The sequence below is a fragment of the Streptomyces sp. NPDC026500 genome, assembly GCF_055567635.1.
This window is the reverse complement of record NZ_JBVHQB010000001.1, coordinates 232552-258134: the sequence shown is the minus strand read 5'-3', so window position 1 is coordinate 258134 and position 25583 is coordinate 232552. Positions and strand designations below refer to the sequence as shown.

The 25583-nt window shown below is 67.4% G+C and carries 19 protein-coding genes; 7 read left to right on the top strand and 12 right to left on the bottom strand.

Features of this window, described 5'->3' with window-relative positions; all coding sequences use genetic code 11:
* The first annotated feature begins 76 nt into the window (after window positions 1-76).
* The 4 genes from rsmG (at window position 77) to ACZ4N5_RS01150 (ending at window position 4266) form a co-directional block, all read left to right on the top strand.
* Window positions 77-793 carry a 16S rRNA (guanine(527)-N(7))-methyltransferase RsmG gene (gene rsmG, locus ACZ4N5_RS01165; protein WP_467755066.1) on the top strand — a complete coding sequence of 239 codons (717 nt, stop codon included), beginning with the start codon at window positions 77-79 and terminating at the stop codon, window positions 791-793.
* Window positions 794-1155: 362 nt separating this feature from the next.
* Window positions 1156-2229 (top strand): ParA family protein, encoded by a 1074-nt coding sequence (locus ACZ4N5_RS01160; RefSeq protein ID WP_355851700.1) that lies wholly within the window; start codon window positions 1156-1158, stop codon window positions 2227-2229.
* Window positions 2226-3320, top strand: coding sequence for a ParB/RepB/Spo0J family partition protein (locus ACZ4N5_RS01155; RefSeq protein WP_467755065.1), 1095 nt, complete (start codon window positions 2226-2228; stop codon window positions 3318-3320). Before ACZ4N5_RS01160 ends, ACZ4N5_RS01155 begins: the two co-directional genes overlap by 4 nt.
* Before the next feature lie 328 nt (window positions 3321-3648).
* A complete protein-coding gene (locus ACZ4N5_RS01150; protein WP_355851522.1) occupies window positions 3649-4266 on the top strand; it encodes a GNAT family N-acetyltransferase in 618 nt (205 codons plus the stop codon).
* Between the two features lie 128 nt (window positions 4267-4394).
* Here ACZ4N5_RS01150 and trxA read toward each other — a convergent pair whose 3' ends face one another.
* The 7 genes from trxA to ACZ4N5_RS01115 form a co-directional block, all read right to left on the bottom strand.
* Window positions 4395-4727, bottom strand: coding sequence for a thioredoxin (gene trxA, locus ACZ4N5_RS01145; RefSeq protein ID WP_355851519.1), 333 nt, complete (start codon window positions 4725-4727; stop codon window positions 4395-4397).
* 43 nt (window positions 4728-4770) lie between these two features.
* On the bottom strand, window positions 4771-5736 hold the full coding sequence (gene trxB / locus ACZ4N5_RS01140; RefSeq protein WP_467755064.1) for a thioredoxin-disulfide reductase: 966 nt from the start codon (window positions 5734-5736) through the stop codon (window positions 4771-4773).
* Between the two features lie 249 nt (window positions 5737-5985).
* Window positions 5986-6894 carry an anti-sigma factor family protein gene (locus ACZ4N5_RS01135; protein WP_467755063.1) on the bottom strand — a complete coding sequence of 303 codons (909 nt, stop codon included), beginning with the start codon at window positions 6892-6894 and terminating at the stop codon, window positions 5986-5988.
* Complete coding sequence (sigM, locus tag ACZ4N5_RS01130; protein ID WP_467755062.1) at window positions 6891-7622, bottom strand: RNA polymerase sigma factor SigM; 732 nt, start codon at window positions 7620-7622, stop codon at window positions 6891-6893. Before sigM ends, ACZ4N5_RS01135 begins: the two co-directional genes overlap by 4 nt.
* 27 nt (window positions 7623-7649) lie before the next feature.
* Window positions 7650-9365 (bottom strand): protein kinase family protein, encoded by a 1716-nt coding sequence (locus ACZ4N5_RS01125; RefSeq protein WP_467755061.1) that lies wholly within the window; start codon window positions 9363-9365, stop codon window positions 7650-7652.
* A 118-nt stretch (window positions 9366-9483) separates the two neighbouring features.
* Window positions 9484-11718: a murein biosynthesis integral membrane protein MurJ gene (gene murJ, locus ACZ4N5_RS01120; RefSeq protein ID WP_467755060.1), complete on the bottom strand. Its 2235-nt coding sequence runs from the start codon at window positions 11716-11718 to the stop codon at window positions 9484-9486.
* Window positions 11719-11764: 46 nt separating this feature from the next.
* On the bottom strand, window positions 11765-14185 hold the full coding sequence (locus ACZ4N5_RS01115; protein ID WP_467755059.1) for a DUF6049 family protein: 2421 nt from the start codon (window positions 14183-14185) through the stop codon (window positions 11765-11767).
* Window positions 14186-14406: 221 nt separating this feature from the next.
* On the opposite strand from ACZ4N5_RS01115, the gene ACZ4N5_RS01110 reads away from it, so the two are divergent.
* Window positions 14407-15873 (top strand): CCA tRNA nucleotidyltransferase, encoded by a 1467-nt coding sequence (locus tag ACZ4N5_RS01110; RefSeq protein WP_467755058.1) that lies wholly within the window; start codon window positions 14407-14409, stop codon window positions 15871-15873.
* A gap of 102 nt (window positions 15874-15975) precedes the next feature.
* Here ACZ4N5_RS01110 and ACZ4N5_RS01105 read toward each other — a convergent pair whose 3' ends face one another.
* The 4 genes from ACZ4N5_RS01105 to ACZ4N5_RS01090 form a co-directional block, all read right to left on the bottom strand.
* Window positions 15976-16443, bottom strand: coding sequence for an LppU/SCO3897 family protein (locus ACZ4N5_RS01105; protein WP_467755057.1), 468 nt, complete (start codon window positions 16441-16443; stop codon window positions 15976-15978).
* Between the two features lie 111 nt (window positions 16444-16554).
* The gene (locus ACZ4N5_RS01100; protein ID WP_467755056.1) at window positions 16555-17817 is read right to left on the bottom strand and encodes an MFS transporter; all 1263 of its coding nucleotides are present in this window, start codon (window positions 17815-17817) and stop codon (window positions 16555-16557) included.
* 78 nt (window positions 17818-17895) lie between these two features.
* Complete coding sequence (locus tag ACZ4N5_RS01095; protein WP_467755055.1) at window positions 17896-18978, bottom strand: inositol-3-phosphate synthase; 1083 nt, start codon at window positions 18976-18978, stop codon at window positions 17896-17898.
* 43 nt (window positions 18979-19021) lie between these two features.
* Window positions 19022-19705 (bottom strand): PadR family transcriptional regulator, encoded by a 684-nt coding sequence (locus tag ACZ4N5_RS01090; RefSeq protein ID WP_467755054.1) that lies wholly within the window; start codon window positions 19703-19705, stop codon window positions 19022-19024.
* Window positions 19706-20079: 374 nt separating this feature from the next.
* Between ACZ4N5_RS01090 and ACZ4N5_RS01085 the strand changes: the two genes are divergently transcribed.
* Window positions 20080-22809 carry a transglycosylase domain-containing protein gene (locus ACZ4N5_RS01085; protein WP_467755053.1) on the top strand — a complete coding sequence of 910 codons (2730 nt, stop codon included), beginning with the start codon at window positions 20080-20082 and terminating at the stop codon, window positions 22807-22809.
* A gap of 109 nt (window positions 22810-22918) precedes the next feature.
* Complete coding sequence (locus ACZ4N5_RS01080) at window positions 22919-24409, top strand: glycosyltransferase family 87 protein (protein WP_467755052.1); 1491 nt, start codon at window positions 22919-22921, stop codon at window positions 24407-24409.
* Window positions 24410-24517: 108 nt separating this feature from the next.
* Here ACZ4N5_RS01080 and ACZ4N5_RS01075 read toward each other — a convergent pair whose 3' ends face one another.
* Window positions 24518-25549 (bottom strand): alanine racemase, encoded by a 1032-nt coding sequence (locus tag ACZ4N5_RS01075; protein ID WP_467755051.1) that lies wholly within the window; start codon window positions 25547-25549, stop codon window positions 24518-24520.
* Between the last annotated feature and the right edge of the window lie 34 nt (window positions 25550-25583).

The window sequence follows — 25583 nt, the reverse complement described above, 5'->3', positions numbered from 1 at the left end:
GGCCGAATTTTGTCAGCCTGATAGTCCTGGTGATCAGCGCTCAGTGCGCTTAAGCAGTACGGAAGGACGGTCCCCCGTGACGGAGGCAGCGGAGCTTCCCCCCGCGCCCGAGCAGGCGCGCGAGGTATTCGGTGATCGCTTCGCGGACGCGGTCCGGTACGCGGAACTGCTGGCCGAGGCGGGAGTGCAGCGCGGGCTGATCGGCCCCCGTGAAGTGCCCCGGCTGTGGGAACGGCACCTGCTGAACTGCGCGGTGCTCTCCGAGGTCGTGCCCGAGGGCGTGACCGTGTGCGACGTCGGTTCCGGTGCGGGGCTGCCCGGCATCCCGCTGGCTCTCGTCCGGGAGGACCTCAAGATCACGCTGCTTGAGCCCCTGCTGCGCCGGACCACCTTCCTCACCGAGGTTGTGGAACTGCTCGGCCTCGACCATGTGACCGTGGTGCGCGGCCGTGCCGAGGAGGTCATGGGGAAGGTGCAGCCGGTTCACGTGGTGACCGCCAGGGCGGTTGCCCCGCTCGACCGGCTGGCGGCCTGGGGCATCCCCCTGCTGCGTCCGTACGGGGAAATGCTGGCACTCAAGGGCGACACCGCCGAGGAGGAGCTGAAGGCCTCTGCCACGGCGCTGAGCAAGCTCGGCGCCGTCGAGACATCCATCCTGCATGTCGGTGAGGGCATCGTGGATCCGCTGTCCACCGTGGTGCGGGTGGAGGTGGGCGAGAGCCCGGGCGGTGTGCGCTTCGCGGCGAAGCGGGCCAAGGCCGCCCGGACGGGCCGGACGCGTCGCCGACGCTGATCCTGGACGATGTGAGTATCGCTACTCCCGGTTCCCGCACGACGGGGCCGGGAGTTTCTCTGTTCAGGACCGGGAGTTATTTGTCACTCCCGCTTGATCAGCCCTGACGGTAGGACGTACTCCACAAAAGCTTCCAAACCCATATGTATCGGAGTGTCGCGCCCTGATGGCCCGAGTGGCTGGGCATCGTGTTTCACGTGAAACGTCGCTCACTGTTGCACGGCATCATCAGTCGTGGCCGCGCTGCGGCCGAACCTCGCGACCGGAGGCCTCTCGGTTCACTCAGAGAGGGTGTGGAGTTGTCCACAGAGGTGGATTTCTCCACAGAACCACGGGCCTCGCTGGTTCACGACCCCGATGGCATGGGAGGCTCTGTTCATTGCGAGCCTGAAGTCGAGGAGAGTGAATCCTTGCGGTCCGACGCCAACATCGCGGGACCGATGACCGATCCGGTCCCCGGTCCCCGTACCGAGTCGATGGGGGAGGATGTTTCACGTGAAACACCACCCCCAATGGACGACACTCCCATCGGTCGTGCTGCCCAACTGGCTGTGGAGGCGCTAGGTCGCGCCGGTGAGGGCCTTCCACGGCCCGAGCAGACCCGAGTCATGGTGGTCGCCAACCAGAAGGGTGGGGTGGGTAAGACCACGACCACGGTCAACCTTGCCGCCTCGCTTGCCCTGCACGGTGGCCGGGTCCTGGTGATCGACCTCGACCCTCAGGGCAATGCCTCCACCGCGCTGGGCATCGACCACCACGCCGAGGTCCCGTCGATCTATGACGTGCTGATCGACAGCAAGCCGCTCTCCGAAGTCGTTCAGCCGGTCCCTGATGTCGAGGGTCTCTTCTGTGCCCCCGCCACGATCGATCTCGCCGGTGCGGAGATCGAGCTGGTGTCACTGGTGGCCCGTGAGAGTCGGCTGGAGCGGGCGATCCTGGCGTACGAGCAGCCGCTGGACTACATCCTCATCGACTGCCCGCCGTCGCTCGGTCTGCTGACAGTCAACGCGCTGGTCGCCGGCGCGGAAGTCCTCATCCCCATCCAGTGCGAGTACTACGCGCTGGAAGGCCTGGGACAGCTCCTGCGCAACGTCGATCTGGTCCGAGGGCACCTCAATCCCGACCTCCATGTCTCGACGATTCTGCTCACCATGTACGACGGCCGGACGCGCCTCGCGTCCCAGGTCGCGGAGGAGGTGCGCAGCCACTTCGGCGAGGAGGTGCTGCGGACGAGCATTCCGCGCTCGGTCCGTATTTCGGAGGCTCCAAGCTATGGGCAGACGGTTCTGACCTACGATCCGGGTTCGAGCGGCGCTCTCTCGTATCTTGAGGCCGCGCGCGAAATCGCCCTCCGAGGAGTCGGAATGGCGTACGACGCGCAACATGCCCATGTGGGCGGACAGAACGATCAGAACATGGTGGAGGGGATCCAGTGAGCGAGCGACGACGGGGTCTGGGGCGGGGCCTTGGCGCACTGATCCCCGCGGCTCCGACAGGTGAGCGTCCGGGTGTTTCGGCGAGCGGGGCATCCTCCTCGCCGGCTGCTGGACCCGTACTCACAGCGGAGCGCGGGGTGGCGGCGGCAAAGGTGACCACGCTGCCGCCTGTTTCACATGAAACGGAGGAGCTGTCGTCGAGCGGAGCCCTGGAGACGCTTGAGGCGCCTGTCGGTGCTCACTTCGCCGAACTGCCCCTCGACTTCATCACGCCGAACCCGCGCCAGCCGCGTGAGGTCTTCGACGAGGACGCTCTCTCCGAACTCGTCACCTCCATCAAGGAGGTCGGGCTTCTTCAGCCCGTCGTCGTACGCCAGGTGGGTCCGACGCGCTACGAGCTCATCATGGGAGAGCGCCGCTTCCGTGCCTGCCGCGAGGCGGGCCTCGAGGCCATTCCCGCGATCGTGCGGGCCACGGACGACGAGAAGCTTCTCCTGGACGCGCTCCTTGAGAACCTCCACAGGGCTCAGCTGAACCCGCTGGAAGAGGCGGCCGCCTACGACCAGCTGCTCAAGGACTTCAACTGCACGCACGACCAGCTGGCGGACCGGATCGGACGGTCGCGTCCGCAGGTCTCCAACACCCTGCGTCTGCTGAAGCTCTCGCCGTCCGTTCAGCGCCGTGTGGCCGCCGGGGTTCTCTCCGCGGGGCATGCGCGGGCGCTCCTCGCTGTCGACGACTCGGAGGAGCAGGACCGCCTGGCTCACCGCATCGTCGCTGAGGGACTCTCGGTGCGCGCCGTGGAGGAGATCGTCACCCTCATGGGGTCGCGTCCGCAGACGGCTCAGCGTTCCAAGGGGCCGCGGGCCGGCAGCCGGGTCTCTCCGGCGCTGAGCGATCTGGCGACGCGTCTCTCGGACCGCTTCGAGACACGCGTGAAGGTCGACCTGGGGCAGAAGAAGGGCAAGATCACTGTCGAGTTCGCTTCGATGGAGGACCTTGAGCGCATCCTCGGTTCTCTCGCCCCGGGCGAGGGACCGGTCCTTCAAAAGAGCCTTCTGGACGACGACTCCGACGACACGGAAGACTGAGTCGGCCTCCTGGCCGATCGATGTCCAATCGGTCCACCAGGAGAGCGGGCCGTGTCCGGTGTGTACCGGAACACGGTCCGCTCTTTGCTGTCTGGCGGTATCGATGGAATCGCATCGTGGATACGATGCGATTGGGTATGGCGCATCCACCTGGCAGCACCTTCATCGGGGAGGCGGGGGCCGTGCAAACCGTGAGCCGTACCGGACTGGTGACCGCAGGTCTGGGCCTGGGAGCGGTCGGCGGATTCGTCGGCAGCCTGCTCAGAGAGCGGAGCCATCTGACAGCCGCCCGTGACGCCGCGGGCGAAGGAAGCGAGGAACATCCTTCATGGGGCGTCGGCTCGTACCGCTCACGCTGGACAACCTTCCGGACCTTCCCAAGCGCTGTCGCGCTTGTGTCTTCTGGGAACTGGACCCCGTCAGCAGTGAAGCCGCGGTAAAGGCAGGCACACCCGCGCTGGAGAAGGAAGCGTGGATCTCCTCGGTTCTGCTGGATTGGGGGTCCTGCGGCCGGGTTGCCTACGTGGACGATGTACCGGTGGGGTTCGTGCTCTACGCGCCGCCCGCCTATGTCCCCCGCTCCACGGCGTTCCCCACAAGCCCCGTGGCACCGGACGCGGTTCAGCTCATGACCTCGTTCATCATGCCGGGCTATCAGGGGCAGGGCCTGGGCCGGGTGATGGTCCAGACGGTGGCCAAAGATCTGCTCCGTCGGGGATTCAAGGCGATCGAGGCCTTCGGTGACGCCCGCTGGAAGGAACCCGCCTGTGTGCTCCCCGCCGACCATCTGCTCGCGGTGGGCTTCAAGACCGTGCGTCCTCACCCCAGATACCCCCGTCTGAGGCTGGAACTGCGGACGACGCTGTCCTGGAAGGAAGACGTCGAGATGGCGCTGGACCGTCTCCTCGGAGCGGTACAGAAGGAGCCTGCGCTTCGTCCTCTGTGACGGCCCCGGCTGATCGCACTCGTGCATCTGCGACAGGCGTCCCCAGGCAAAGCGAATGGGCCAGCCCCAACGGGCTGGCCCATTCGTGTTTCACGTGAAACACACGCCGCGCGTGCGGCCGCCATCGACTACTCGGTGATGAAGTCCTCGAGGTCGCGCACGATCGCGGCCTTCGGCTTCGCACCGACGATGGTCTTGGCGACCTCGCCACCCTGATAGACGTTCAGGGTCGGGATCGACATGACGCCGTACTTGGCGGCCGTGTCCGGGTTCTCGTCGATGTTGAGCTTGACGATCTCGATCTTGTCGCCGTACTCGGCGGCGATCGCCTCCAGCGACGGGGCGATCTGACGGCAGGGACCGCACCAGGCGGCCCAGAAGTCCACCAGGACGGGCTTTTCGCTCTTGAGGACGTCCTGCTCGAAGGAGTCGTCGGTCACGTTCTTGAGGGTGCCGGCCACGGCGGGCTCCTTAACTTGTTGGTGCGGTGGGGCGGACGGGGGATCAGACGGTGGCGGCCGCGGCGGCGGTCTCGCTGTCCGCAAGGGCGGCGAGGTAGCGCTCGGCGTCGAGGGCGGCGGAACAGCCGGTACCGGCCGCGGTGATCGCCTGGCGGTACGTGTGGTCGACGACGTCACCGGCGCCGAAGACACCGGTCAGGTTCGTGCGCGTCGAAGGCGCGGCGACCTTCAGGTAGCCCTCGCCGTCCAGGTCGAGCTGGCCCTTGAAGAGCTCGGTGCGCGGGTCGTGACCGATCGCGATGAACAGACCGGTCACCGGCAGCTCCGACGTCTCTCCGGTCTTGAGGTTGCGCAGCGTCAGACCGGCCAGCTTCGGGTCACCCTTAATCTCGGCGATCTCGCTGTCCCAGATGAACTTGATCTTCGGGTCGGCGAAGGCACGCTCCTGCATCGCCTTGGATGCGCGGAGGCTGTCCCGGCGGTGGACGATGGTCACGGACTTGGCGAAGCGCGAGAGGAAGGTGGCCTCCTCCATCGCGGTGTCGCCACCGCCGATCACGGCGATGTCGTGGTCCTTGAAGAAGAAGCCGTCACAGGTCGCGCACCACGAGACGCCACGTCCGGAGAGCGTGTCCTCGTTGGGCAGGCCGAGCTTGCGGTGCTGCGAGCCCGTCGTGATGATCACGGCCTTGGCGCGGTGCACCGTGCCGGCGGTGTCGGTGACGGTCTTGATCTCGCCCGTCAGGTCGACGGCGACGACATCGTCCGGGACCAGCTCGGCGCCGAAGCGCTCGGCCTGGGCGCGCATGTTGTCCATGAGCTCGGGGCCCATGACGCCGTCCTGGAAGCCGGGGAAGTTCTCCACCTCGGTGGTGTTCATCAGCGCACCGCCTGCGGTGACGGCGCCTTCGAAGACCAGCGGCTTCAGCGACGCGCGCGCGGTGTAGAGCGCCGCCGTGTAGCCGGCGGGCCCAGACCCGATGATGATCACGTTACGGACGTCGCTCACGGCTTGATTCCTCGTCTCTGGAGACTGCTACGTACCGGTGGGAGCATCTCTCAGTACTCTCACCCCACCCAACGGATCCTAAGGGGCTTCAATTCCCGCTGTGTCAGGGCACACGGAGACCGGGTGTCGGACGGAGATGCCAAGCGACGTCCGGGCAGCACACCACTGTGCTTCGAAGCGTCAGTGCGTGCGAGCGAGACGCAGGGGGAGGTGCCGGTGATGTTGCCCAGAAACCTGAAGCTGACGCGTTCAGGACCGCGCGTACGACCGCGACAGCAGTAGCTTGCCGGGCGACGGAGTGGCCTGCTTCCCACAGGAGGAGTCGACGATGTAGGCCGTGACCTTCGCCTTGTCGGAGACATCGGACACCACGAGGAGATAGACGCCGGTCCCCTTGTACGTGCCTTCCTTGGCGGCGAGGAGTACTCCCGGGTCTCCGGTCCCCTGTTCGACACACTGGGGAACGGCGGGTGTGGGGGTGATCAAGGTCTTGACCCCGCCCGAGTCGGTTCCGGCGTCGTGTGACTCGACACCCCAGGGCTTCGCACTGGCCGAGCTGTCATCCGACTTCTTGTTCTTCGCGAGAAGGTCCGAGACCTCGCTCTTCAGCGTCGTTTCGGAGAAGGCGTTCCGTGAACCCGACTCCTGCTGGGTCGCCGTCTGGGAGGTCTTGCCGGAGCCGTCGTCGCCCAACGACTGCACGAGGATCGCGCCCAGCCCCAAGGCGGCGGCCGCGAAGGCGGTGGTGAGGAGGACCGTCCTGTGGCGCCCACGACGCGCTCGATGAGGGCGACCGGGTCCGGTGGCCGCACGAGAATGTCCGGAAGGGCCGCCGGCAGGCGACGTTTCACGTGAAACATGAATGCGGTCGTTGTCTGCGGCAGATGCCTCATCGGGAGGTGCGGAACTCAGCAGTGCTTCCGCGGCCAGGGCGGCATCGATGCGTCCGGCGACATCGTCGGGCATGCGCGGGGGCCCCGGCAGGGTGCCGAGCAGACCGCGGATCTCCTCCAGGGAGTCGTAGACATCGGCGCAGAGCGCGCATCCATCGAGGTGCTGTCGTACGTCCTCGGTACGGGATGGCGAGAGCAGACCCTCGGTGAGGTCGGAGATTTCCGCGACGTCCGGGTGCCCGGCCTTGTCCGTCGTGGATGTCACGCTCGCCCACCTCCGCCCTTCACAGCAGCTGAATCGCTCGGCCCCGAGTCACGGGGTTCCGACTCCTGCGGTCCCGCTGCGGGTGGGACGGATGTCCCCTGCGTCCGGTTCCGTCCGCCGCCCGACTTCTTGGTCTCCTCGTCACCCGAGTTCTCCGTGCGGAGATGGGTGAGCAGGGGAACCAGTCTGGCTCTGCCGCGCGCACAGCGGCTCTTCACCGTGCCGGTCGGGACATCGAGGATGCGGGCCGCCTCGGCCACGGGGTAGCCCTGCATGTCCACCAGGACGAGAGCGGCGCGCTGGTCGGCCGGGAGAGTGCCCAGCGCGCCGATGAGCTCGCGGTGGAGGTCATTGCGTTCGGCCGGAGCGGAGGCGGACTCGTGCGGTTCGAGGAGCTGCTCCAGGCGCTGGGTGTCATCGACGGGGGACGTCCTTCTGGAAGCCGCCTTGCGGGCTCGGTCCAGGCAGGCGTTCACCGTGATGCGGTGCAGCCAGGTCGTGACGGCCGACTGGCCCCGGAAGGTATGGGCGGCCCGGTAGGCCGAGACGAGTGCGTCCTGGACCGCGTCAGCGGCCTCCTCGCGGTCTCCCAGCGTCCGCAGGGCCACCGCCCACAGGCGGTCGCGATGGCGCCGTACAAGCTCACCGAAGGCGTCAGGATCGCCCTCGACATGGCGGGCCAGGAGGTCCTGATCGCTTGCTTCGCCGTACGCGGCTTCATCGGCCATCGGACCCCTCCCCTCCGTCGACGAGCGTCAGCCTGTGAACTTCACATCCGTGATGGCCTGCTTGTAGCCGGCGCCGCTGTAACCGTCGCTGGGAGCATTCGGCACATCAGTGATCCACAGCAGCACGTACTGCGTTTTCACCGACTTCGACGCCTTCACATCCAGGGTGGTGCCGCTCGTTGTGGCGGTGCCGATCTCCTTCATCCCGTCGACGGATGTCGTGGGCGACAGCGAGTCGGCGGCGTACAGGTGGATCGTGGTGTGGTTCCCCGTATAGCGAAGTCCTATCGAGGCGGCCGAGAGCGCCTGCGCCGAGCCCAGGTCGTAGACGATGCCCACGCCGGGCTTGTACGGCGCCAGCTTCGGTCCGGCGTTGTACCGCTTTGTTCGCCAGAACGTGGTGCTGTTGCCGTCGAAGGTCTTGCCCACGTCTCCAGCTGCCTGGGCGGAGCCTTCGACCACGTACTCCTGCGCATCCTTGATGGAGATCGGCTTGACCGGCTTGGTCTGGTCGCCGCTCTTTTCGTTGCCGTTCGTCGTCTGGGTCTTCTTGGTGTCGTCGGACTTGCGGTGGTCCATCAGCGCGTCCGCCAGCTGCCAACTACCGAGGCCCAGCGCGGCGATGAGCAGAGCCGAGACGGCCCACTTCAGGGCTGTGCCGGTACGGCTCTGCAGCGGGGGCGGCGGAGCCGGCACGGGCTGGGCGACGCCCGGACGCGGCGACTGGCGGCCGTACGTGCCCTGCTGGTACGTCGTGCGCTGGTACTCGGGCGGGGCGGTGAACGCGGGCTCCGGCGGGCGGATGCGGGGCATCTCGCTGATCGCCTTCACGAGCTCCTCCGGCGTGGTGCACGGGGACTCGTGGCGGGAGGCGGTCGCACCGTCGTTGGCGAGCGCGCGCATGGCGAGCTCCGACAGGCCGCGGTGCACACCGGCCCGCACCTGGTCGGGTGCGATGAGACCGACACCCTTGGGCAGCCCTGACAGGCCGTAGGCGTCGTTCTCGTACGGCCAGCGCTGGGTGAGGGTGGCGTACAGAAGTGCGCCGATCGCTTCCGTGTCGGAGCGCTGCGGGGTGTCCGAACTGATGCCGCGCAGCGCCGCGTTCACCGCGAGCCCGCGGATGCGCCACTGGCCGGACGACGTGCGGAGCACGGCGCCCGGGGTCAGCTTCAGATGGGCGAGGCCCTCGCGGTGCGCGGCGGCCATGGCCTGGGAGACCTGACTGACCATCTGGTAGGCCTCGTGCACCTCGAGGGGACCCGAGGCGAGAAGCGCGGTGAGCTCCGTGGCGTCCGGCAGCCACTCGTGCACCACGTAGACGAGATCGTTCTCCTCGACCGCGTCCAGGACCTGGACGAATCGGGGATCGCCCAGCAGGGCGGAGGAACGGGCCGCCGCCAGTACCGAGCGGGCCCGAGGATGATCGGCGGGCAGCAGGTGTACCCCGACGGCACGGCGGAGTTTCTCGTCCATCGCGCGCCAACTGCTGAAACCGTCCAGACGGGTGACGCACTCTTCGAGGCGGTAGCGCCTGGCGAGTTTGTGACCACTGTGCAGTTCGGGCGGTGAGGCCTTTCCGGGACTCTCGGTCCCGCCGCTCCCCTGTGCCTCTTCGCTGTCCGTTTCCTGCTCCCGGTTTTGGGCCACCCCGTCGGACGTGGTCTGGTCCGCCTTGGCGGTCAGCGGCTCGTCACCGCTGTTGTCTGCCACGTCGACGGCAGCCGTGCTCCGTTCCGCCACCGTCGTCCCTGCCTCCCCATCCATTGCGCGCTGTCCGACGCAGAAACCAATTGTGCCCACAGTCCGGCGCTATGCACGACACACGGCGACGGACGATGGTTGTGCGCGTACCCCCGACTCAGCGCCCCAGGCGCCCGCGGACCATTCCGACCATTGAGTTGAGTTCTTCGATGCGCATTTTGCGCGCGGCGACGTAGAAGACACCGAGCAGGGCGACAGATCCGGCGACGAGCGCCGCGATCGAACCGATCGCACCGTGTCCGAGAGCCCGGGTGATCGCGAAGCCTACGGCGCCGCCCACCACGGCGCCAGGGACGGAGGCCAGGCATAGGCGCGCGTACGTGCGCAGCACGCGTGCGCCGTCCAGGTCGCCCCCCAGCCGCCTGCGCAGGCGCTGCCAGGCCACTCCGACGCCCACGGCGTACGCCAGTCCGTACGCGCCGGCCATACCGACGACCGCCCACTGTGCGGGCAGAATCACGTAACAGACGGCCGACGCGGCGGCGTTGACGGCGGCAACGATGACCGTGTTGTAGAACGGGGTGCGGGTGTCTTCGTAGGCGTAGAAGCCACGCAGGACCACGTACTGCACCGAGAACGGGATCAGACCGAGCGCGAAGGCCATGAGGACATAGCCCTGGGACTGGGCGGCCTCGATGCCGCTGGAGCCGAAGAGCAGGGTGCACATGGGGATGCCCAGGGCGACGAACATGAAGGCCACCGGGACGATCGCCACCGCCGAGGTCCGCAGCCCCTGTGAGATGTCGTCGCGGACGGCTCCCGGGTCACCGTCGTGGGCCGCTCGCGAGATCCGCGGAAGCATGGCCGCCATGACGGAGACCGTGATGATCGCCTGCGGCATGCCCCAGATCAGCTGGGCGTTGGCGTAGGCCAGGATGCCCGCGCCGCTCTTGCCCGAGGCCTTGCCCGCCGCCGTGGCCAGCTGCGTGACGACGAGTACGCCCGCCTGGTTGGCGAGAACGAAGAGCACGGTCCACTTGGCGAGCTTGACGGCCTTGCCGAGACCGTGGCCGCGCCAGTCGAAGCGCGGACGGAACCGGAACCCGGCCTCGCGCAGATACGGAACCATCGCCGTGGCCTGCACGACCAGGCCGAGCAGGGTGCCGATGCCCAGCAGACGGATGCCGTCCGGCGGGATGTTGTTCACCGTCATGCCGGAGTGCCGCGCGGTGCCGTAGACCCAGAGGAACATGCCGAACGTGAAGATCATGACGATGTTGTTCAGGACCGGGGTCCACATCATCGCGCCGAACTTCCCGCGGGCGTTGAGGATCTGGCCCATGACCACGTGCACGCCCATGAAGAAGATCGTGGGCAGGCAGTACCGGGCGAAGGAGACGGCCACGTTGTTCGACGCCGGGTTGCTCGCGATGGAGTCCGACATCAGCTGGATCAGCAGCGGCGCGATGAAGACCGCGGCGGTGACGATCACACCGAGGGCGACCATGACGAGCGTCAGCAGGCGGTTGGCGTACGCCTCGCCGCCGTCCTCGTCCTCCTTCATCGACCGCACCAGCTGGGGCACGAAGACCGAGTTGAGTCCGCCGCCGACGGTCAGGATGTAGATCATCGTCGGCAGGGTGTACGCGACCGTCCAGGCGTCACCGAGCGTCGCCGCTCCCAGAGCCGCCGTGATGATCATGGTGCGTACGAAGCCGGTGAGACGGGACACCAGCGTGCCCGCCGCCATGACGGCGCTGGACTTCAGCAAGCCGGAGGCGCGACCGCCGGACTTCGCCGGAGCGGCCGCCGGCGGCTGAGCGGGGGCCGGAGCCGGCTCAGGGGCCGGTGCCGGGACCGCGGGGGAGGCGTAGGCGTGACGGACGCCGCCCTGCTGCTGATCGCGGAAGAGGTGAGCGAAGGCGTCGGGCTCATGCTGCTCCTCGCCGGCCTGGGTGACCAGGTCGTCCACCCCCACGTACTGGGTGGTCCTGGCGTCGTCCCCGTACGGCAGGTGGCGCGTCGGCCCGGCCGGCTCCGGAGGGGGCGTCTGGGCCCACATCCGCGGGTCGGGGGCGTACTGCGAGGCGGGCGGCTGGGCGTAGAGCGGCTGCTGGGGGGCGTACGTTCCGGGCGCCGGCGGAGGGTGCGAGGCACGGTCGTAGAGCGCCTCCGCCACCGGGTCCTGGGCTGAGAGGTCCTGCGCCCGGTAGGGATCCTGGTCGTAGGCGTCCTGGAGGTACATGTCCGCGGGAGACCCCGGCTGCATATGACCGGCCTCCGGCGTGCCCTCGGGGTAGCCGGAGCGGCCCGCGTCCTGGTCCGGGTGGTCCTCGGGGTAGCCCGAGGATCCCGCGCCCTGGCCGCGGTCACCGTCGTACGGCGCGTTCATGGTTACCCCACCTCATCGTCCCCGGGCCCACCGGCCACGACATCGCTCAACGGTCCACTCTCTCACCCGTGCCGGACGGGTCGGCGCTTTCCGGTGCGGTGTCCGGTGTTGGGTCACTCGGGTGCTCCGGGTCGTCTGCCCCGGACTCCGGGTCGGAAGCCCGTTCGGGACCGGCCTCGGAGTCTTGGGTGGTGTCAGTGTCCACGGTGCCGTCCGTGTCTTTGCTCTCGCCCCCCGCTTCGGAACCGTTCTCCGCATTCTCCTCGGCCTGCCGGACGGCAGCACGCTTACGTTGCGTGTACATCCGGAAACCGGCGAGCACGAGAAGCAGGACTCCGCCGCCGATGACGAGCATCACCGTCGAGGTGATCTCGGTGACCTTCACCTCGAAGGAAACCGGGTCTCCGTACGGCTGCCCGTCCTCCGTGTACAGCTGGGCGACGACCTGCACCGGGCCGTTGGCCTTGGTGGAAGTCGTGAACTTGACCGACTGGCTGTGCTCGCCCGCGACCTGGATCGGCTGCTCGTCGTACGGACCATTGCCGATCTTGAGACGGGTCGGCTGCTGCGACGTGAGGCGCAGCACCAGATGGCCGACGCCCTGCACGAGGTTGTTCTGGACGGTCACGGGGATCGTGGCGCTGCGCCCGGAGAGCTTCGCGTCCGACTTCTTGATGAGATGCACCAGGCCCGTGAGCCCGTCGAGGTACGTCTCCACACTCTGCCGGAAGGCCGCTGCCTCAGTGGTCCGACCGCGCCAGGACGCAGACATCCCCCGGTCTATGGCCCGCCCGAACGGGGTGACCACACGGGATTCGTCGGTCAGGATCATCCGGAACTTGTCGAGCTTGGCCTGGGTCGCCTGGATCCTCTCGAACGCCGAGCGCGGCAGCTCCCGCTTGCGCAGCGCCGACGGGTACGAGGAGGTGGAGGGCACCTTCGTGGTGGCGCCGGGGTCCGGCTTGGCCTTGGCGGCCTCGGTCAGCCCCTGGGACTGCGACCAGTTCCCCTGCTGGAGCGCCCGCAGGGCCTCGGCCATGGACTGCGCCTGGCTCGCCGTGGGCATGCGCTGCGGAGCGACGACGATGCTGCGCTCGTTCTTCGGCTCCTGGAGGTTGATCATCAGGCTCTGCGCGAGGAACTTCTGGACGGCGAGCGTCGAGGCGTCCGCCTTCAGCATGTCGCCCTGGAACGCGGTCGACAGCCGCTCGTCCGCGACCACCGCCGTGGTTCCGCCGCCGATGGGGCGGGCGGCGCTGGGCGTGTAGGACAGGCCGCCGGTCTCGCGCAGGCTGTCGCTGCGGGCGATCACCTTGTCCGCGCCGGCCGACGTGGCCACCTTGATGATCGACGGGTCCACCGCACCGTCCACCGGCCAGGCGAACTCCGTGCTCGGCTTCACATGGACGATCGTCTCCACCGTCTTGGTCGCCACATCGGTGGCGTCCTTGAGGTGGCTCAGGGAACCGGTGACGTCCTTGCCGCGGTGCGCCAGCGACGCGAGGTCGGGGTCGGCGAAGGGGAGCGCGACGACGCTCTGGTCCCGGACCGTCTTCTCCAGCTTGTCGAGCCAGGCGTTGGCCACCGCCTGGTTCTTCCCGGCGATGGTCGTGCGGTTGTCCTGCTGGATCCGGTAACCGCCCCTCATCGCGTCGACGGAGGCCAGCAGGTCCGGGTCGAGGACCCAGGTGATATCGAGCTCGCTGCCCAGCGACAGGAGCTGGTCCAGGCGGCCGCCCGGGGAGATCTCCTTGGCCAGGTCGTCGTTCTTGAAGACGGGCGTCTGCTGGGCGTCCGAACCGGTCTCCGCCGTGAGGTGGACGGTGGAGATGAGCGGCCAGAGGTACGTCGTCTTCGTCTTCGTGTCCGCCGCGGAGGACTGCCAGGGCAGGAACGTCCGCTCGATGCCGAGGACCTGGTCCCACGGCTGTGCGGTCGTCCGGCCCGTGAGTGATACGCCGAGCTGGTAGACCCCGTCGGAGCCGAGGTCGAGGTCCTTGACGGGAACCGAGATGCTGAAGTGCTGTGAGCCGCCGGCGGCGAGCTTGGTGACCTTCGCGACGTACTTGCCCCCGACCTCCAGCGCGTCGAGGCCCGGCTGGAAGCTGGTGCGCCTCGCGGCGGTGTCGATGGCGGAGCGGGTGTTCAGGGAAGGTCCCACGCGGATGCCGACATGGGCGTCCGTGACCGTCTGCTTGCTGGTGTTGGTGACCGAACCCGAGACCGTGATCGTGTCGCCGTCGGTGGGGGCGCTGGGGCTCAGTGAGTCGAGGCTGACGTCAACTGGGCCGGACGACCCTGTGGCAGCGGCGACGGCGGCCTTCTCCGCGGCCTCAGAGGGCGTGCTGAAGGGCAGCTGGAGCAGCCCGGCCAGCAGCGGCGCCCCGGCCAGCAGTGCACCGCTGCGCCGGAGCCACCGGCGGGCAGGTGAGGGACTCGTCCCTTGGAAGTCTGCCGCCTCGGCCACGCGCTCGCCCGTCCCTCGTCGTCGTCAGTGGTCGTCGGAATGTGCGTCCAGGCATCGTAACGAGGTGCGCTGAGAGTAAGTGCCGCGGAGTGGTCCACAAGATCGGGGAAGGTGCCGACTGTCCTGTATGTACGCGTATTCTGCCCGCGAAAATATGTGGGGCACGGGTGTGGGATTTATCCGGGCGCTCCCGGGGCCTCGGCCACGTACCCTTTTCTGTTGTGCCGAACGCCAACGAAGACAATTCCAGTGCCCTGAGCCAGGTGCAGCGCCGCGCGGTGAGTGAACTGCTGCGGGTGTCTCCTGTCGCCGACGAGCTTGCCCGCCGTTTCCAGGAAGCCGGGTTCTCGCTCGCCCTGGTCGGCGGCTCGGTCCGGGACGCGCTCCTCGGTCGGCTCGGCAATGACCTGGACTTCACGACGGACGCCCGACCCGAGGACGTACTGAAGATCGTCCGGCCCTGGGCGGACGCGGTGTGGGAGGTCGGGATCGCCTTCGGCACGGTGGGGGCGCAGAAGGATGCCCGCGTGGGCGATGTGGAGCAGTCGTTCCAGATCGAGATCACGACCTACCGCTCCGAGGCGTACGACCGGACCTCGCGCAAGCCGGAGGTGTCCTACGGCGACTCCATCGAGGAAGACCTCGTGCGTCGCGACTTCACGGTGAACGCGATGGCCGTCGCGCTGCCGGAGAAGGAGTTCATCGACCCGTACGGCGGTCTGGACGACCTGGCCGCTCACGTTCTGCGTACCCCGGGCACCCCGGAGGCGTCCTTCTCCGACGATCCGCTGAGGATGATGCGCGCCGCACGGTTCGCCGCGCAGCTCGACTTCGAGGTGGCATCCGAGGTCGTCGCCGCCATGAAGGACATGGCCGGGCGTATCGAGATCGTCTCGGCGGAGCGGGTTCGGGACGAGCTGAACAAGCTGATCCAGTCCGCCCACCCGCGTAAGGGCCTGACGCTGCTCGTCGACACCGGGCTCGCCGACCATGTGCTCCCCGAGCTTCCCGCGCTGCGGCTGGAGAGCGACGAGCACCACCGGCACAAGGACGTCTACGAACACACGCTGATCGTTCTGGAACAGGCGATGGCGTTGGAGGAGGACGGGCCTGATCTGGTTCTCAGGCTCGCCGCGCTGCTCCACGACATCGGCAAGCCGCGAACGCGTCGCTTCGAGCAGGACGGGCGGGTCTCGTTCCACCACCACGAGATGGTGGGCGCGAAGATGACCAAGAAGCGGATGGCGGCGCTCAAATACTCGAACGACCTCGTGAAGGATGTCTCACGTCTGGTCGAACTGCATCTGCGCTTCCACGGGTACGGCACCGGAGAGTGGACGGACTCCGCCGTCCGTCGCTACGTCCGTGACGCGGGCCCGCTCCTCGACCGGCTCCACAAGTTGACCCGCTCCGACTGCACCACGCGCAACAAGCGCAAGGCGGCCGCGCTCTCCCGCGCCTACGACGGGCTGGAGGATCGCATCGCCCAGCTCAAGGAGCAGGAAGAACTTGACGCGATCCGGCCCGACCTCGACGGCAACCAGATCATGGAGACCCTGGGCATCGGTCCGGGCCCCGCGATCGGCCAGGCGTACAAGTTCCTGCTGGAGCTGCGCCTGGAGAACGGCCCGATGGAGAACGACGCAGCGGTGGCGGCACTCAAGGAGTGGTGGGCCGAGCAGGGCTGAGGCGTGGAAGACCGGTCATGTTTCACGTGAAACATGACCCCGGGAGACGCGGAGGGGCGGTGTTTCACGTGAAACACCGCCCCTCCGCGTCGCAGGCGAGTCCTACTTGGCGGAGTACTCCGACAGGCAGAGGGTGAAGTCGCTGCTACCCGTCTGTGTGTACTCGGCGTACTTGGTGCGGTCGCAGCCAGAGTTGTCGCTCTTCTTCTGAGCAACCTTGAACTTTGCCTTGGAGCTGCCGCAGTCCACGACCTTCAGGTCCGGGCTCGTGGCGTTGTCCGGGTTGCCAATGCTCATGCAGTCGCCGACCTTGGCCGAGGCCGGGTCGTGTCGGCTCGCAAGGTAGCCCACGCCGGCGGCTATGACGGCACAGATCACGATGCCGATGCGCAGGTACTGCTTGAACCCGCGCTTCGGGCGCTGCGGCGGGACCGGGGCGTAACCGGCGGTCGGCTGCTGCGGGAACCCGGGCATACCTTGCTGCTGCGGGTATGCCTGAGGGGGCTGCTGGCCGTAGGGCTGCTGGCCCTGAGCGAACGGGTTCTGGCCCTGAGGCGGCGGAGTGGTCACTGGGGTCCCCCTGGAACGTATGCGCGTGACATGAAATAAGACGCACGTAAGCTATCGGGCCCCTATGACAACGCAGTGGCCAGAAATGGCTCTGTGGCACTGATGTGACACTTACTGAAGTTCAAAGCGGGCCATAGCAACCGCAATGGATGCGTAGACCACGGCCACGGTCATGACGAGGGGAACCGACCGTCCGTCAGGAGGCAGCATCAGGGCGGCTACTGCGGCCGCTCCGACGAAAGCGACGTTGAACATGACGTCGTAGAGGGAGAAGATCCGGCCGCGGAAGCCGTCGTCGACCGAGGACTGCACGACCGTGTCCGTGGCGATCTTCGCGCCCTGCGTGGTCACGCCCAGCATGAACGCGGCGACCAGTGTGGGTGTGGGGGCGAACGGGAGGCAGAGGGCGGGTACCAGAACCGCGGCGGCGCCGGCACAGACGGCGATCCAACGGCCCGGGCCCAGTTGTCCGGCCGCCCAGGGGGTCACCACCGCCGCGACGAAGAAGCCGGCCCCTGAGACCCCCACAGCCAGTCCCAGGAACGCGAGCCCGTCCTCCGAGCCGGATGCCCACGCATAGCGGCAGAGCATCAGCACCATGACCGTCAGGGCGCCGTAGCAGAAGCGCATCAGCGTCATCGTCAGAAGAGCCCAGGCCGCCTCCCGCCGTGGGCGCTCCGCAAGGTGACGTACACCCCCGGCAAGGCCTCGTGCGGTGCCGGCGAGGGCTGTGGCCAAGTGGGGGTGTACCAGCTCCTGATCGGGCCCGAGGAGTTCCGGGGCGATGCGCAGCGAGGCGAGGGCCGCGCACAGATACAGCGCCGCTCCTACGAGGACCACCGCCGCGTCGGAGTCCGCGAAGACCAGCCGTACGGCGAACGCGAGAGCTCCGCCCATCGTCGCCGCGAGCGTTCCGGCGGTCGGTGAAAGCGAGTTGGCCAGCACCAGACGGTCCGGGTCGACGACACGGGGCAGCGCGGCCGACAACCCGGCCAGGACGAAGCGGTTGACCGCGGTGACGGAGAGGGCGGACACGTAGAAGAGCCAGTCGGGTACCTGGCTCAGCATCAGGACGGCCGTCACGCACGCCAGCGCGGTGCGCAGCAGATTGCCGTACAGAAAAACCTGCCGACGCTGCCAGCGGTCCAGCAGGACCCCCGCGAAGGGACCGATGAGGGAGTACGGGAGGAGCAGCACCGCCATCGCGGAGGCGATCGAGGCCGCCGAGGTCTGTTTCTCCGGTGAGAAGACCACGTAGGTGGCCAGCGCGACCTGATAGACGCCATCGGCGCCCTGGGACAGCAGCCGTACACCGAGCAGGCGTCTGAATCCCTGGAAGCGCAGGAGAACGCGCAGGTCACGTACGACGGCCATGAGGCACAGCCTCACATACGAGGAGGGCCCCCGGGCAATAAGCCCGGGGACCCTCAACAGCAAGCACGAAACTGTGCTTTAGCGCTCGACCTCGCCCTTGATGAACTTCTCGACGTTGGCGAAGGCCTCGTCGTCGAAGTACTGGACCGGCGGGGACTTCATGAAGTAGCTCGACGCGGAGAGGATCGGGCCGCCGATACCGCGGTCCTTGGCGATCTTCGCGGCGCGCAGGGCGTCGATGATGACACCGGCCGAGTTCGGGGAGTCCCAGACCTCGAGCTTGTACTCCAGGTTCAGCGGGACGTCGCCGAAGGCACGGCCCTCGAGGCGGACGTACGCCCACTTGCGGTCGTCGAGCCAGGCCACGTAGTCCGAGGGACCGATGTGGACGTTCTTCTCGCCCATGTCGCGGTCGGGGATCTGCGAGGTGACGGCCTGCGTCTTCGAGATCTTCTTGGACTCGAGGCGGTCGCGCTCCAGCATGTTCTTGAAGTCCATGTTGCCGCCGACGTTGAGCTGCATGGTGCGCTCAAGACGGACACCGCGGTCCTCGAACAGCTTCGCCATCACACGGTGCGTGATGGTCGCGCCGACCTGCGACTTGATGTCGTCGCCGACGATCGGGACGCCGGCCTCGGTGAACTTGTCCGCCCACTCCTTGGTGCCGGCGATGAAGACCGGGAGGGCGTTGACGAAGGCGACCTTGGCGTCGATGGCGCACTGGGCGTAGAACTTCGCCGCGTCCTCGGAACCGACGGGCAGGTAGCAGATGAGGACGTCGACCTGCTTGTCCTTCAGGACCTGGACCACGTCGACCGGGGTCTCGGCGGACTCCTCGATGGTCATGCGGTAGTACTTACCGAGACCGTCCAGGGTGGGACCGCGCTGGACCGTGACGCCCTTGCTCGGGACGTCGCAGATCTTGATGGTGTTGTTCTCGCTGGCACCGATGGCGTCGGAGAGGTCGAGGCCGACCTTCTTCGCGTCGACGTCGAACGCGGCGACGAACTCGACGTCACCGACGTGGTAGTCGCCGAACTGGACGTGCATCAGGCCGGGTACCTTGGCCGCCGGGTCGGCGTCCTTGTAGTACTCGACGCCCTGAACCAGCGAGGCGGCGCAGTTGCCTACGCCGACGATGGCTACGCGAACCGAACCCATTCCGGTTGCTCCCTGTGTATATCGGTGAAACCCCGAATGGGCCTCACGTGGCGGTGTCGTCGGACGGATCCGGCCGGGTGCTGTCCCGGTGCCGGGGCAGGCCGCCCGTCTCTCCAGATGTGTTGTCCTGCTGAGCGGAGCCGTCGGTGGCGAGACGTTTGACGTCCCGTCCGGCCCGCTCGCTCTCGATGAGCTCGTTCAGCCAGCGCACTTCGCGCTCCACGGACTCCATTCCGTGGCGCTGGAGCTCAAGCGTGTAGTCGTCGAGGCGCTCCCGGGTGCGCGCCAGCGAGGCGCGCATCTTCTCGAGGCGCTCCTCCAGACGGCTGCGGCGGCCCTCCAGCACGCGCATGCGTACGTCGCGTGACGTCTGCCCGAAGAAGGCGAAGCGAGCGGCGAAGTGCTCGTCCTCGTACGCGTCGGGTCCCGTCTGCGCGAGAAGTTCCTCGAAGTGATCCTTACCTTCGGCCGTCAATCGATAGACGATCTTGGCGCGACGTCCTGCGAGCGTTGCCGTCAGGGCGTCTTCGGGCGTGGATCCTGATTCCTCGATCAACCAGCCGTTGGCGACCAGCGTCTTGAGGCAGGGGTAGAGGGTTCCGTAGCTGAAGGCACGGAACACACCCAGTGACGTGTTGAGTCGTTTGCGCAGCTCATAGCCGTGCATCGGGGACTCGCGGAGCAGGCCGAGTACGGCGAACTCGAGGATCCCGGAACGCCGGCTCATCGTCGCCTCCTCCCTGTCGCTGCCTCGTCGGCACGGTCTTTATGCCGTGCTGATGTATCGACTCGATACATCAGCACGATAGAACGACCCCGAGGATGCGACAAGAGGGAGCGGAGTGAACGGCGTCACATCACTGATTCATACGAAGCAAGTTGCCTGATTTGGGGTGAACTTCGGTGCTAGGTGGGTTTTGGCGGTGCGTAGTCTGTGCGGCATGGACACCACCGGGAACCGAGTGACGTCTGAGAACGTCAACGTCTTTGGTGCAGTACGGGTGAATGCACGATCGACCGCATCCGTACTTCGGGGGGACCGGAAACCAGCCGCCGTTTCCAGGCGCGCAAAGGTGCGCCTGCCCGAGGAGTAATCGTTCGATGAGCGAGCACCGTCGCAAACCGCCGCAGCCGCAGGGCGGCGGACGTGCCGCGGCCCGGCGCGGCCAGCCACAGACCGGGCCGTCCGCAGGCCGCCGCGAGGCACCGCGAGACACCACCGGGTCTCCTTCCGATTCCTATGGCGCGGGGGGTGAAGAGAGCCCGTTCGGCAGCCGTGCCGAGGCACGCCGGGCCACACAGCGAGGAAGCGGCGGAGGTCGGCGCAGAGCCGCCGACGGCGCGGGTCATGGTGGCCCCGGAGGAGGGGGCGGCCGACGCGGTGGTCCCCCGGGTCCGGGCGGCCCGGGCCGTGGCCGAGGCCGCGCTCCCGAGCCTGCCAGAAAGCGACTCATCGACTATCCGCGTGCAGGTAAATACGGCGCCGCGCGCTGGGTGCCGTCCTGGAAGCTCGTGACGAGCCTGTTCATCGGTTTCTGCGGCAGCATGGTCGCGGCCGCGGGTGTCGCATACGCCCTCGTGGGCATCCCGGACATCGGCAAGACCGCCAAGGCGCAGAACAACGTCTACTTCTGGGCCGACGGCAGCGAGATGGTCGCCACGGGTGGTGAGGCCAACCGCCAGATCATCGGCTACGCGCAGATCCCCAAGGAGATGCGGTGGGCGGTCATGTCGGCCGAGAACAAGACGTTCGAGACCGACAGCGGCGTCGACCCGATGGGTATCGCCCGCGCCTTCGTGAACATGGCCAAGGGCGGCCAGACGCAGGGTGGCTCCACCATCACCCAGCAGTACGTGAAGAACGCGATGCTTCAGGACCAGTCGCAGACGATCTCCCGCAAACTCAGGGAGTTGTTCGTCTCCATCAAGGTCGGGGCCAAACTGCCCAAGGACCAGATCATGGCTGGCTACCTGAACTCCGCGTACTACGGGCGCAACGCCTACGGCATCCAGGCCGCGGCGCATGCCTACTTCAACAAGGACGCCACGAAACTGGACCCGAGCCAGTGCGCCTTCCTGGCGGCGGTGCTCAAGGGCGCCACGTACTACGACCCCGCGGGCGCCCAGTCGATCGACCCGGCCGCCACGCCTGAGGCCAACCGCAAGCGCGCCGAGGCCCGCTGGGGGTGGATTCTCGACGAAGAGGTCAAGGACGGCCGTCTGAGCGCGGCGCGGCGGAGCGAGTTCAAGACGTTCCCCAAGATCCAGTCTCCGCGGTCCAACGCCGCGCTGAGCGGGCAGGTCGGCTATCTGGTCGACCTGGCCAACACGTACCTGATCAAGAACAGCGACAAAACCAAGATCACCGAGACCAAGCTTCGGCGGGGTGGATATCAGATCCACACGACCTTCGACAGGACGAAGGTCACCGCGCTCGAGGCCGCGGTGAAGAAGGTGCAGAAGGCCAACATCAAGCCCAAGCTGCGTCCGAACAATGACAAGTACGTCCAGTTCGGCGGGGCCTCCGTCAACCCGGACAGCGGTGCGATCGAGGCCATCTACGGCGGTGTGGACGCGACCAAGCACTTCACCGACAACGCCGACCAGACCGGTGCTCAGGTGGGTTCGACCTTCAAGCCCTTCGTGTTGGCGGCCGCCATGACCTGGGGTGCCAGGGATCCCAAAGGTCCCGCGGAACAGGCGCAGGACGAACGCACCATCGTGTCGCCGAAGAGCCTGTACAGCGGCAAGAACGGGCTCAAGATCAAGGACTACAACGGGAACGACTGGACGGACGACAAGGGCAAGGAGTGGCTGCAGCAGAACGACGGCCATCAGTCCCTCAACCCGCCCTCCTACAAGATCGACCTGCGTGAGGCGATGCGCGAGTCCGTCAACTCCGCCTATGTCCAGCTGGGCATGGACGTCGGCCTGGACAAGGTGAAGGACGCCGTCCTGAGCGCGGGCATCAAGGAGTCGAGCCTCGCCAGTTCCAGGTTCCCGTCGTTCTCCCTGGGTACCTCCTCCCCGAGTGCGATCCGTATGGCGGGGGCATACGCCACCTTCGCGGCCAGCGGCAAGCAGCGGGATCCGTACTCGGTCGAGCGGGTGACCAACGCGGAGGGCAACGTCTTCCAGCACGACCGTGTCGCGAAGACCGTGGAGGCCTTCACCCCGGCGGTGGCCGACAACGTCACCGACGTCCTGAAGACCGTGGTCGAGAAGGGCACCGGTACCAACGCCCAGCTGAAGGGCCGTGAGGTGGCCGGCAAGACCGGTACCACCGACGGCAACAAGTCTGCTTGGTTCGTCGGGTACACCCCGCAGCTGTCCACGGCGATCGGCATGTACCGCCTGGACGATGACGAGACCAAGAAGAATCGCGAGTTCCTGCAGATGTACGGCACGGGTGGCGAGAAGACCATCCACGGTGCATCGTTCCCGTCCCAGATCTGGCGGGACTACATGGAGGTCGCGCTCAAGGGGCAGAAGGCGGAGTCCTTCCCGGTGCCCGAGGACATCGGTGTGGTCCTCAACGACGCTCCGAGCCCGTCGCCGACCCCGTCGGCCACGGTGAGCGAGTCGCCGAGCCCGTCGCCGACTCCGACCCCCAGTGAGACCCTGACGTCCCCCTCGCCCTCGGCGAGTGAGACCTGCAAGAAGTTCGACTGGACCTGCAACAACACCGGTGGGACCGGTACGGGCGGTACCGGTACAGGTGGCACCGACGGCGGGGTGAGCGCCTCTCCGTCGGAATCCACCACCAGCTCGACCAGTAGAGGCAACAGCAATGGCAACAGCGGAGGCCTCTTCGGAGGATCGACCGGATAGCCGCCTCCGTGTGTGTTTCACGTGAAACACGCCGTTTCACGTGAAACGAGGGCCGCCGCACCGACAAGGTGGGGCGGCCCTCGGCCTATTCCTAGACGCGTACGGCAGGATGTGCGGCATGCCCAGTGCAGAGACGACGCGAGCGAGCGTGCACGAGCCGGAGCTGGTGCGGCCGACCAAGGATGACGAGGTCGCCGCCAGCGGCAGTGAGCTGATCGGCGGCCCTATCGGGCGGCGGGCCCTGCTCGGGACGTCCTGGTGGACGCCCGTGCGGGTCGTCGCGCTGGTGGCGATCGGAATGTTCGTCCTCGGTATGGTCCAGAAGCTGCCTTGCTACGACGGCGGCTGGTTCTTCGGAGCCAGCTCGCAGTACACCCACGCGTGCTACTCGGACATCCCGCACCTCTATCAGGGGCGGGGATTCGCCGACGGCCTTGTGCCGTACTTCGACAAGATCCCCGGCGACATGGACTACCTCGAATACCCGGTGCTGACCGGAGTGTTCATGGAAGTCGCGGCCTGGCTCACTCCGGGCAGCGGGAGCATCCAGCACCAGGAGCAGGTCTACTGGATGGTCAATGCGGGGATGCTGATGGTGTGCGCGGCGGTCATCGCCGTATGCACCGCACGCACCCACCGTCGTCGCCCCTGGGACGGTCTCCTGGTCGCCCTGGCGCCCGCCTTCGCGCTCACGGCCACGATCAACTGGGATCTCCTCGCCGTGGCCCTGCTGGCCGCCGCGATGCTGATGTGGTCGCGAGGCCGCGTCCTGGCCTTCGGTGTCCTGATCGGGCTCGCCACGGCCGCCAAGTTCTACCCGTTCCTGGTTCTCGGCCCGCTTTTCCTGCTGTGCTGGCGGGCCGGCAAGTGGCGTGAGTTCGGTACGGCGCTGCTCGGTGCCGTCGGTGCCTGGCTGGCCGTGAACCTTCCGGTCATGTACCTCGCACCAGAGGGCTGGGCGAAGTTCTACAGCTTCAGCCATGACCGCGGAGTCGACTTCGGTTCGGTCTTCCTGTTCATCTCGCAGTGGCTGAAGATCGCGATCACGCCCGACACGGCCAACACCTGGGCGCTGATCATGATGCTGATCATCTGTGCGGGTCTGAGCGCCGTCACGCTCACCGCCCCCCGGCGCCCCCGCTTCGCTCAGCTCGCCTTCCTGATCGTGGCGGCCTTCATCCTCACGAACAAGGTCTACTCGCCGCAGTACGTGCTGTGGCTCGTTCCGCTCGCGGTGCTGGCCCGGCCGCGCTGGCGGGACTTCCTGATCTGGCAGGCGTGCGAGGTCGCGTACTTCCTGGGTATCTGGATGTACCTCGCGTACACGACCAGCGGGATTGCTCACAAGGGCCTGCCGACCGACGGGTATCAAGTCGCCATCGTCATCCACCTGTTGGGGACGCTGTACCTGTGCGCGGTGGTCGTGCGGGACATCTTCATGCCGGATCGCGACGTGGTGCGCCGAGCAGGGGACGACGACCCGTCAGGCGGGCTGCTGGACGGTGCCGAGGACGTCTTCGTACTCGGCTCGGCCGCACATCCGCCGCGGCACGCCGCGCACTTCGACGGGCTTCCCCAGGTCACTGGGGCGGGGACGTGACACCTGAAGACCGTTCGCTCTGAGCGAACAGGGCGCGAAAGAGCCCGGCAAAAGGCCGTACACGGACACCGTGTACGGCCTTTCTGCTGGACCGGAGTGCGTCGGAGGTCAGCGCTCGACGACGCGGTCGAACTGCGTGGTGGTGTGCCGCAGATGGGCCACCAGTTCGTCGCCGACCTTCGGCTCCGAGGCGTCGGAGGGCACGAAGAGGATCGAGACCTGCATGTGCGGGGGCTCGGCGAACCAGCGCTGCTTGCCCGCCCAGACGAACGGAGAAAGGTTCCGGTTGACCGTAGCGAGGCCGGCGCGTGCGACGCCCTTGGCGCGCGGCATGACGCCGTGCAGCGCCTTGGGGGCCTCCAGGCCCACCCCGTGCGACGTACCGCCCGCCACGACCACGAGCCAGCCGTCCGAGGCCGCCTTCTGCTGCCGGTAGCCGAAGCGGTCGCCCTTGGAGACGCGTGTGACGTCCAGGACGGCCCCGCGGTACTCGGTGGCCTCGTGGTCCCCCAGCCACAGCCGCGTGCCGATACGGGCGCGGAAATGGGTCTGCGGGAACTGCTGCTGAAGTCGCGCGAGTTCCTCGGCCTTGAGGTGGCTGACGAACATCGTGTGCAGCGGCAGGCGGGCCGCACGGAGACGGTCCATCCAGCCGATGACCTCCTCGACGGCGTCCGAGCCGTCGGTGCGGTCCAGCGGCAGGTGGATCGCGAAGCCCTCGAGCCGGACGTTCTCGATGGCGGAGTGCAGATGCGGCAGGTCCTGCTCGCTCACGCCGTGCCGCTTCATCGAGGACATCACCTCGATGACGACACGGGCGCCCACAAGGCCGTACACGCCGTCGATGGACGACACGGAGCGGATGACGCGGTCGGGCAGCGGTACGGGCTCCTCGCCGCGCCTGAACGGCGTCAGGACCAGCAGATCGCCGCCGAACCAGTCCTTGATCCGGGCGGCCTCGTACGTGGTGCCGACGGCGAGGATGTCCGAGCCCAGGCGGGTGGCCTCGTCCGCGAGCCGTTCGTGGCCGAAGCCGTAGCCGTTGCCCTTGCAGACGGGGACGAGCCCCGGAAACTGCTCGGACACCTGCTTGTGGTGTGCCCGCCAGCGCGCGGTGTCGACGTAGAGCGTGAGCGCCATGGCCGGTCCCGGAACCTTTCTCGTGGCTGCGGTG

Bases quoted from the DNA above. Each gene is read 5' to 3' on its own strand.
- ACZ4N5_RS01090 (WP_467755054.1), bottom strand. From the start codon at position 19,705: ATGAGCCGGCGTTCCGGGATCCTCGAGTTCGCCGTACTCGGCCTGCTC.
- ACZ4N5_RS01100 (WP_467755056.1), bottom strand. From the start codon at position 17,817: ATGGCCGTCGTACGTGACCTGCGCGTTCTCCTGCGCTTCCAGGGATTC.
- ACZ4N5_RS01160 (WP_355851700.1), top strand. From the start codon at position 1,156: ATGGGAGGCTCTGTTCATTGCGAGCCTGAAGTCGAGGAGAGTGAATCC.
- sigM (WP_467755062.1), bottom strand. From the start codon at position 7,622: ATGGCCGATGAAGCCGCGTACGGCGAAGCAAGCGATCAGGACCTCCTG.
- ACZ4N5_RS01080 (WP_467755052.1), top strand. From the start codon at position 22,919: ATGTGCGGCATGCCCAGTGCAGAGACGACGCGAGCGAGCGTGCACGAG.
- ACZ4N5_RS01150 (WP_355851522.1), top strand. From the start codon at position 3,649: ATGGGGCGTCGGCTCGTACCGCTCACGCTGGACAACCTTCCGGACCTT.
- murJ (WP_467755060.1), bottom strand. From the start codon at position 11,718: ATGAACGCGCCGTACGACGGTGACCGCGGCCAGGGCGCGGGATCCTCG.
- ACZ4N5_RS01095 (WP_467755055.1), bottom strand. From the start codon at position 18,978: ATGGGTTCGGTTCGCGTAGCCATCGTCGGCGTAGGCAACTGCGCCGCC.
- ACZ4N5_RS01075 (WP_467755051.1), bottom strand. From the start codon at position 25,549: ATGGCGCTCACGCTCTACGTCGACACCGCGCGCTGGCGGGCACACCAC.
- ACZ4N5_RS01085 (WP_467755053.1), top strand. From the start codon at position 20,080: ATGAGCGAGCACCGTCGCAAACCGCCGCAGCCGCAGGGCGGCGGACGT.